2 protein-coding genes and 1 pseudogene are annotated in these 1,996 nt (G+C 60.5%); all 3 read left to right on the forward strand.

Annotation, left to right across the window (positions count from 1 at the left end):
• A pseudogene (locus VOI29_RS24330) lies at nt 1-1,262 on the forward strand (conjugal transfer protein TraC); the annotation flags it as partial.
• A complete protein-coding gene (locus VOI29_RS24335; RefSeq protein WP_323784450.1) occupies nt 1,259-1,621 on the forward strand; it encodes a hypothetical protein in 363 nt (120 codons plus the stop codon). The pseudogene VOI29_RS24330 and the gene VOI29_RS24335, both read left to right, overlap by 4 nt.
• Nucleotides 1,608-1,996: S26 family signal peptidase (locus VOI29_RS24340; RefSeq protein ID WP_323784452.1), on the forward strand; the 389-nt coding region annotated here is incomplete at its 3' end. The genes VOI29_RS24335 and VOI29_RS24340, both read left to right, overlap by 14 nt.

Genomic DNA, 1,996 nt, shown 5'->3' on the forward strand with positions numbered 1-1,996 from the left:
GTATGCGGCTTATGAAATCGACAGCGGCAATGGCCTTCCTGCCAGTGCATGGGGAGTGGATGGGCAATGCCCGGGGAACCGGAATGCTGCTGGCGGGCCGTCAGGGGCAGGTGTTCCAGTGGGACAATTTTCGTTCGTCGGGCAACTACAACACCGCCGTGGTAGGCAAGTCCGGTGCCGGTAAATCAGTGTTCATGCAGGAACTGGCGGTGGGGATCTACACCTCCGGCGGCAACGTCCTGGTGATTGACGACGGCTATTCGTTCAAAACCACGGCAGAAATCCTGGGCGGCAAGCACATTGCTTTTGACGGCCAGACCCGCAACCGCCTCAATCCGTTTTCTCTGCTCGACGCGGGTGCCATGGGGCAGGACGAATACAAGACCGATGCCATCGAGCTGGTTACCCGCGTTGTCGCCTCGATGGCTGATCTCGGCGGCCACACTGGCGGCCGGGTTGAAGGGGTTGAAGAGGACTATATCCGCACGGCCATTGCCCAGGTTTGGGACGAAAAAGGCCGGGACGGTGAAATCTCCGATGTGCGCGACCGCCTGCAGGATGCCGCGGCTGGTGAGCCGCGGCTGCCGGATGTGGTGCGCAAACTCAACCGGTATTCACGCGGCGGGGCCTACGGCCATTACTTTGAAGGGGAGGCCAATATTGCTCTGGATGCCCCGTTCACGGTGGTGGAGCTGAGTGACATCAAGGGGCAGGCCGGTCTTGAAGCGACTATCCTGCAGATCGTCATGTTCCTTGGCACCGAACTGATGTTCAAAACTTCCCGCTCCACGCCTACAGCCATCGTGATTGATGAGGCTTGGGATCTGCTGAAAGGAACCGGCACAGCGGCCTTTATCGAGGGTGTCGTGCGCCGGGCGCGGAAATACACCGGGGCGCTGATCACGGGCACGCAGTCGATGCAGGACTATAAGGCCAACCCGGCCGCCAGCGTCTGCCTGGAAAACTCGGACTTCCGGGTCTTTCTGGCCCAGAAACCGGAGAGTATCGACGCGCTGCAGAGCATCGACCCGCCGGTGAAAATGCTCCTGAAGTCGCTGACATCGGTTCCGGGCCGGTTCTCCGAACTCGCAATTCAGATGCCTGAGGGCTTTGCCTACGGGCGTCTGCTGCTCGATCCGTTTTCGCTGGCGGTGTTCTCTTCCAAAGGCTCCACGGTCGAACGGATGAACCACTATAAGGCGCAGGGAATGAGCACAGTGGAAGCCATCAAGACCCTTGTTGAGCGGGGGGAAGTGGCATGAGCTGGCAGAGGAAGACCCTCATTGCGCTTGGAATTGTGGCACTGGCCCAGGCCGCTGTGGCTTCTTTCCTGCTGTTGCCGGAGCTTTTTCGTGATGAGCCTCCGGCGGTTGCGGTTTTCGACCCGGAAAAGAGCCTGACCATGTTTGTGGTCTGGTCGAATGGCCGGGTGCCGGACGAGCAATTCGGGGACACCCTGCCAGCGTTTCAGCAGGCTGTTCAGTTGGAGATTGACCGGCTTTCCAGCCATACCGGGCAGGTTGTCGTTCGTAAGGGCGCGGTGCTGTCGGCTGCGGGCCTTCAGGCCGCTGACGTCACAGGCATCATCATGGAAAAGGTGCTGAGTGATGCGGCGTTCTAAGCTGGTAATAATCCTGCCTGTCCTGGCAGTGACCGTTGCCGGTTACTACGGGCTTGCCTGCGGGCGGCTGGTTGTAAATGTGACCGGCAGCCTGAAAGGCAATGCCTATGCAATGGTGACCTGGCCGCTGATCCTGCGGCCGGGTGCCATCGTCGCGGTCGAAATGCCGGAGGTTCTGGCGGGAAAATTCGGCGGGCATGAACTTTACCTGACCAAGCGCATTGCCGGAGTAGCCGGCGATCCGGTCCGCCGCTCGGGCAATAGCCTCTGCATCAATGGAACTTGTGTCGAGGGTCAGCTGAAGGACGGCGCGCCGGTCGCACCTCTTTGGGACGGCGAAGTCGTGCCGGACGGCACGATTGCCGGGTTTGGGGA

The sequence above is a fragment of the Leisingera sp. genome, from assembly GCF_034669605.1.
GTDB lineage: Bacteria > Pseudomonadota > Alphaproteobacteria > Rhodobacterales > Rhodobacteraceae > Leisingera.